This window comes from Paenibacillus liaoningensis (assembly GCF_059609455.1).
Genome location: NZ_JCAALU010000023.1, coordinates 112,758 through 118,757 on the forward strand (window position 1 = coordinate 112,758; position 6,000 = coordinate 118,757).

General features: G+C 43.7%; 3 protein-coding genes. All 3 read right to left on the bottom strand.

Annotated features, from left to right (window positions below; all coding sequences use genetic code 11):
• Window positions 1–357 precede the first annotated feature (357 nt).
• The 3 genes from AC6B99_RS29495 to AC6B99_RS29505 all read right to left on the bottom strand — a co-directional run bounded on the left by AC6B99_RS29495 (window position 358) and on the right by AC6B99_RS29505 (window position 5,759).
• Complete coding sequence (locus AC6B99_RS29495) at window positions 358–1,569, bottom strand: flagellin N-terminal helical domain-containing protein (RefSeq protein ID WP_056038839.1); 1,212 nt, start codon at window positions 1,567–1,569, stop codon at window positions 358–360.
• A 251-nt stretch (window positions 1,570–1,820) separates the two neighbouring features.
• The gene (locus tag AC6B99_RS29500; protein WP_494865187.1) at window positions 1,821–3,425 is read right to left on the bottom strand and encodes an extracellular solute-binding protein; all 1,605 of its coding nucleotides are present in this window, start codon (window positions 3,423–3,425) and stop codon (window positions 1,821–1,823) included.
• A 33-nt stretch (window positions 3,426–3,458) separates the two neighbouring features.
• The gene (locus AC6B99_RS29505) at window positions 3,459–5,759 is read right to left on the bottom strand and encodes an AraC family transcriptional regulator (protein WP_056038845.1); all 2,301 of its coding nucleotides are present in this window, start codon (window positions 5,757–5,759) and stop codon (window positions 3,459–3,461) included.
• Window positions 5,760–6,000: the final 241 nt, after the last annotated feature.

The following is a 6,000-nucleotide window of genomic DNA, read 5'->3' on the forward strand; positions in this document are numbered from 1 at the left end:
AAAGGTCGCCTGATTGCCATTTTGATTTTGTAAAATATCCGCATCTCGCTTGGGGGCGTAAGCCCTCGTTATATAAATGAAATGCGTGCGGCAGCCATCAGCCTCATAATTGCGCAAATGATCTGCATATCGCTTCAACTGCTGATCTCTCTCGCCGTGCCTAGCTTATTTTCGATAAAAATAATATGAGTTTGTTTGCCCTCTGCAAAACGTACCATCATGTCATGCCTGCTATCGGCTACATGGTCGATCTGCTTGCCATATGTTTTCTGAGTAGTGATTTCATGAATATTCTCCTGCAAAGGTTATTTCAATCATCTGTCAATAATATCAAGCAATTTTTATCTTCAATGTCGTTCAACTAAGTAGCTTTAATATATTTTGCGGAATCATCTTCGCTTGTACAAGCATAGCCTGACCTGCATCAGTCAAAATTCGAGATTTTGCAAGTTCCATTATTTCTCTTGCCATATCCGAATCTCTAATTCTTGACTCCGAAGCGGATAGGTTTTCCCCATAGTTAAGAATATTGCTTCCCGTATGTTCAAGACGGTTTTGATAAGCTCCAAGCTTGGCTCGTTCAGAGGATACTGTATTAATAGCATTTTTTATAGGAACAATAGCATTAGAAGCTCCTAAATGGGATGAGATATTTAAACCAGCCACCCCTATTGCAGATCCATTTACGTTTGGCATGCCTATATTCAAGTTCTCACCAGCAGCAGTGCCCGTCTGAATGGATATTCCACTTTCCCCACTAAGTGTTAGTGTTGCTGGGCTTCCCGTCAGGAGATCGGCTGGAATGCCTGCCGAGGATGATATAGTGATTTCTTTATCTGTTAGCAGAATTACGGTCGTACCCGAAATGTATAAACTTGTATTTTGTACTGATTCTTGCTCCGATGGAAAACCAATATTCCGGGCTTTTAAATTAGTATACTTACTCAACAAATTACTTAATGTTTCATTTATATTTACCCCAATTGGAACATCAACCCACGTATTATTTATATTATTGGGACTAACAAATTCAAAATCTGCAGCTAACATTAAGGTAAGATCACGTATGCCAATCCTATCCTCATCATTGGGATTTCCAGTAAAATTCCATTTCGCAATGTAGTTTGCTGAAAAAGTACGGTCACCAGATGCCTCTCCATTCAAAAGCTTGATTCCATTGAAATTAGTATGTTCAGCAATATTATCAATCTCAGCCTGCAGCTGGTTGAACTCATTCTGACTATTTTTTCTATCAGTGTCGCTATAAGTACCATTTGCTGTTTGCACAGCTAATTCATTCATACGCTGCAGAATAGCATGGATTTCCTGCATAGCGCCTTCAGCAGTTTGAATAAGTGAAATTCCATCTTGTATATTTCTTGATGCTTGCTGTAAACCACGTATCTGCCCACGCATTTTCTCTGATATTGACATCCCCGCTGCATCATCTGCCGCCCTATTAATATTAAGCCCAGATGAAAGTTTTTCCATAGACTTCGTTCTCTTATCATTGTTAATAGTTAAACTTCGATTTGCATTCACAGCCATTAAATTCGATCTTATATACATTTCACTTTACCTCTCGCTAGGGAAATAACTCCATCTTTATATCATTATCGGCATGTACCTCCAAAAAAATAATGTTTATTATAAATTTAAAATTAGATAACCAATCTAAAATCTCTTTCTATGAATTTCATAGTTAAACATTAGAAATATGTTTTCAATGGTTATACAAATATAATTTTACAATTCCTTATAGTTTGCGAGCCGTTAATGGCATTACATATGAGGGGCTCCTGATCGTGTATCGTATCGATTTAACGTTGCAAATAACGTTCATAGGCAGCTTGCTGAATTTCCAGCGCTCTTTCAATGCCCAGCTCCTTCATTTGCTGAACATATTTATCGTAGTTGTCGGCAGACTCATTGCCTAATATAATTTTCAGCTCCGCTTCTTTAACCAATGCGTTAATATCGTTCATAATGCTGCTCATTTCATCCGCTTCCTCAGCCGTTGGCGTCACTGGCGGCAGCAGGTGGCTCTCGTGATTCGTGTTTTTCCAGATGCCCAGCGCTTCCGTCGTCTGCTCATATTTCGCTGGTAAATTATTATCCTGCTGAATCATAGGAAAGTTGGTGCCATGTGAATATTGCAGCATCACTTGGTCGCTGCCTAGTCCATTCGGGTTGTTGACGACCAAATCCGTATAGACTGGCTTGCCGTTGCCGAGTTTATACGTGACCCCTTCCAGACCATAGGTGTTCAGCATGCTTCCTTCAGTGGAATAGGCGTAATCCAGCCAACGGATGGCTGCTTCTACATTTTCAGCAGTAGCGGAAATCGCTGCGGAGCTTGTCCCTGCATATGCATTGTCCAACTGACCGAACTCTGGAAGCTCGCCTTTTACCGCTGCTGGGTAAGGGACGGCCACGAAGTTCGCCTTCGGATCGGTTTCCTGAGCTGCAGCATTGTATTTTTCAATGTAAAACTGCCAGCCAATCGTTGCGCCGCTGCTGCCGGAGGACATTTTTTTATCAACAGTTGCCGCATCGATGGAAGCAAAGTCCTTGTCAATTAGCCCCTCCTTGTACCACTGGCTCATCGCTCTTAAATATTCTTTATATTGCGGCTCGACATAGCCGTACGTCACTTTTCCATCAATGACATAGAAATTGCCCATTACGCCAAACGCGCCGGCAAAACCACTCGTACGCTCGCCCAAAAACATCGTCCGGAACGTGACTGGTGAGCTGGCGTTTTTCTTCTCTTTAAACGCTGTTAATACGGTATGCCATTCCTCAATCGTTTCGGGAATGTCCAAATTCAGCTCGTCGAGCCAATCTTTACGGATAATAGGTCCGCCATATACACGGCCAGCATCTGAACGAATGAACGGGAAAGCATAATACGTGCCGTCATCCGTTTTGATCATTTTGTCGATGTCGGGATTTTCCTGAAGCACTTTCTTTAAATTCGGCGCATACTGGTCAATTAAATCATTCAGCTTTAATATATACCCCTGCTCCACAGCCCGATCTGGCCCGCCGGGATATTGAAGCCACGTATTTAGAAAAATATCAGGAAGCTCTCCCGAGGCGAGCAGCAGGCTGAACTTTTGATCCGTCATCGGCGTTCCACCCAAATGCCTGATTTTAACACCGGTCCGCTGCTCGTATTCTTCATCAATCGGCATCACTTCTGGCGTACTGCCAAGCTGCTCATCCATAAAAGAAAGCTCGACATTGCCCTGCATAGGATAAGAAAACACGCCTCCTGTTTGATTATTGACATTAGTATTAACAATGCCTTCCATATTGCTGTTTGAATTCGAATGACTGCAGCCAGCAGCCAGCATAATGAAACTCAGTAGAAAAAGGACAGGCTTGCCCACCGTTTTTTTGCTGAACCCTTTTGCCAACATCAAGACCTCCGTTTGCATGCATATATGTGTGTTTTAGCTCCGCTCAACTTGTAGATTCTTATATTTGCCCGGTGTAATCCCCTCATACTTCTTGAATACTCGAATGAAGGCACTGCTGCTGGAGAAGCCCGTTTTTGATGAAGTCTCTTCTATGCTGGCGCCTTGCTGAAGCAGCAACTTCGCCTTAGAAGTGCGCGTTTGACTAATGAAGTCATGCAGGCCGAGCTCCTTCTGCTCTTTAAATAATCGCGATACGTATTGCGGGGTAATGCCGAATTCGGCCCCAATCATCGATACGCTGAGATTAATATCGTCATAGTTTTTCTCTACGTACTCCGCCACCTGTTCTCCAATTCCCGTATTGGACAGCAAGGACAGCTTTTCATTGATTTTGTGGCACACCATTTGTAAAATTTGCAGCAGCTCCTGCCGGAACTCCCCCCTAGTTGTACAGGCGAGCAGACGCTTCATCGGTCGCGATTCTTCCCATATTTGAGCCTGCTGGGCTTCCAGCGGAACAGATTTCATCATGGAGCTTGCCAAATCGATCATCGCGCATTTGAGCATTTCAACGGAGGATTGGCTGCTGAACACCTGGTTCAAAATATCATCTACCTTCTCGGTCGCTTTTTCCAGGTCTCCTGTCTTAATGATGTTGATAAAAGCAAGCTCATCATTGATCGACAAATAATATTCAGCTTCCACAGGCTCAATATCTCCATACCAAATCGACACATTTTCTTCTGAAAATAAGCGGTATTCTTGGGCCTCCAGCGCCTGCAAATAAGCATGATGTATGCCCGCTACCCCGACCTCATGCTCGCTCCCGGCCATCACAATTTGCAAGCGGTAGCGCTGATCGGTAAATTCCAGCGTTTTCACCAAAGCCTGCTCCATGTCCTCTTTCCAGACGGAAATGCGATCGGGGTGGATGTTAATAACCGCAGCAAGCATGCCGTCCATATCGGTAAAGCTTAAGCTATGAAACTCCTGAGCCACATCAAGCATAATATTCGTTACGATAAAATGGGATAAATTCATCGACGTCGCGCTTGCTTCGTCTGGCCCAATATCGAAGAGCAGTACGGCAAAATGCTCAGTGCTCCAATTCAAATGGTAACGACCCGCCGCTCCTTGGACGGACAAGCCTTCCTCTGCCTGCCCTTTGAGCAGCCTCGTCAAATAGTAGGCCTGCAGCACCCGAAGCTGCTTGTATTCGCGGCTGCTCATATCATCCCGCTCGCGAATCGTTGCCAGCGCATTTTCCCTAATAAACGAAAACTCGTCTGCTCGCCACATGCTCCGCTCCTGCTTGGCGTAGGAGAATACATTGACCAGCTCGCGAACAGGATTATAATTGCGGCGCGCAACATAATAAATGACGACCCCACCAATTAAAAAACAGACCAGCAAGCCAAGCAAATTCAAATTGCGAATCTCTCTGGCTTTTTCCCAAAAGGTATTCGAAGGGAAAACGCTTACATATTTCCAATCAGACGTATCCGAGGCGATAAAGGAAACCATATTTTCCGTTCCGGCAATAGTCAAAAAGGAAGAATCTGCTTCTTTATTGTCCGTCTCCACCATAGAAAAAATCGGCGGACTATCTATTTTATTATTTTGAAACATAATTTGATTCGCATGATCGACGATATAGACGTCCCCATTGTTGACCCAATCGACATTCGCCAGCATTTTTTGCACGGTGCTGCTATTTAAAGCGATGAATAGTACGCCTCGCGTCGTGTCCTTTTCCTTTATATTCGATAATGGCTTAATTAATAAAACCGTATTTCCGACCCGTTTAAATTGAATAAAAGGCCTCAGCTTCCCCGACTGGATCATCGGTGTAGCCAAAATTTTCTGCCATTCCTGCTCGCTGATGTTAAACTGCTGGCGATTCATCTCATAAAATAAGGCTGAATCCGCGTAGGTCTCGTCTGTAAGTATCGTACCCAGCTTGCCGGAATACAGATAAATCCCTTTTATAAAATTGTTGGCGGATTTATACTTGCTCAGCTCCTGCTGGATTTTAAAAATTTGAAAGGCTTCCTTCTGCTCCGAGTCCGGATTCATATTCAGGAAGGAATTCACGTCATTATGAATAGACAGCAGCATAGCCAGCTTTTCTGCTTGGTTGATTTCACTGTCTACCATATATTTAACCTGTTTGAGCATGGCACCGCTAGCCCGCTGAATTTCATACTCTACTACCTTTTTCGTTTGGGTGTACACGACAGCGCTAACGATTAATGGGATGAGCATTATGATGGCATAGGAAATGATCCACCTAAAAGCAATGCTTTTGCTAAAAACAAACCTCTGCTGTTTCATACTTTGCCTCCGCAGGTTGAACTCTCTTATCGCAAGCGTAAACGGCTTTCGCCACCCTTTGGCGGCAAAGCTTCCGTTTCGCGTAGAAATATAGAGAAGGGATGGGAAAATCATATCCTTTCCTATATTTCAAGCGTAAACGGCTTTCGCCACCCTTTGGCGGCAAAGCTTCCGTTTCGCGTAGAAATATAGAGAAGGGATGGGAAAATCATATCCTTTCCTATATTTCAAGCGTAAACGG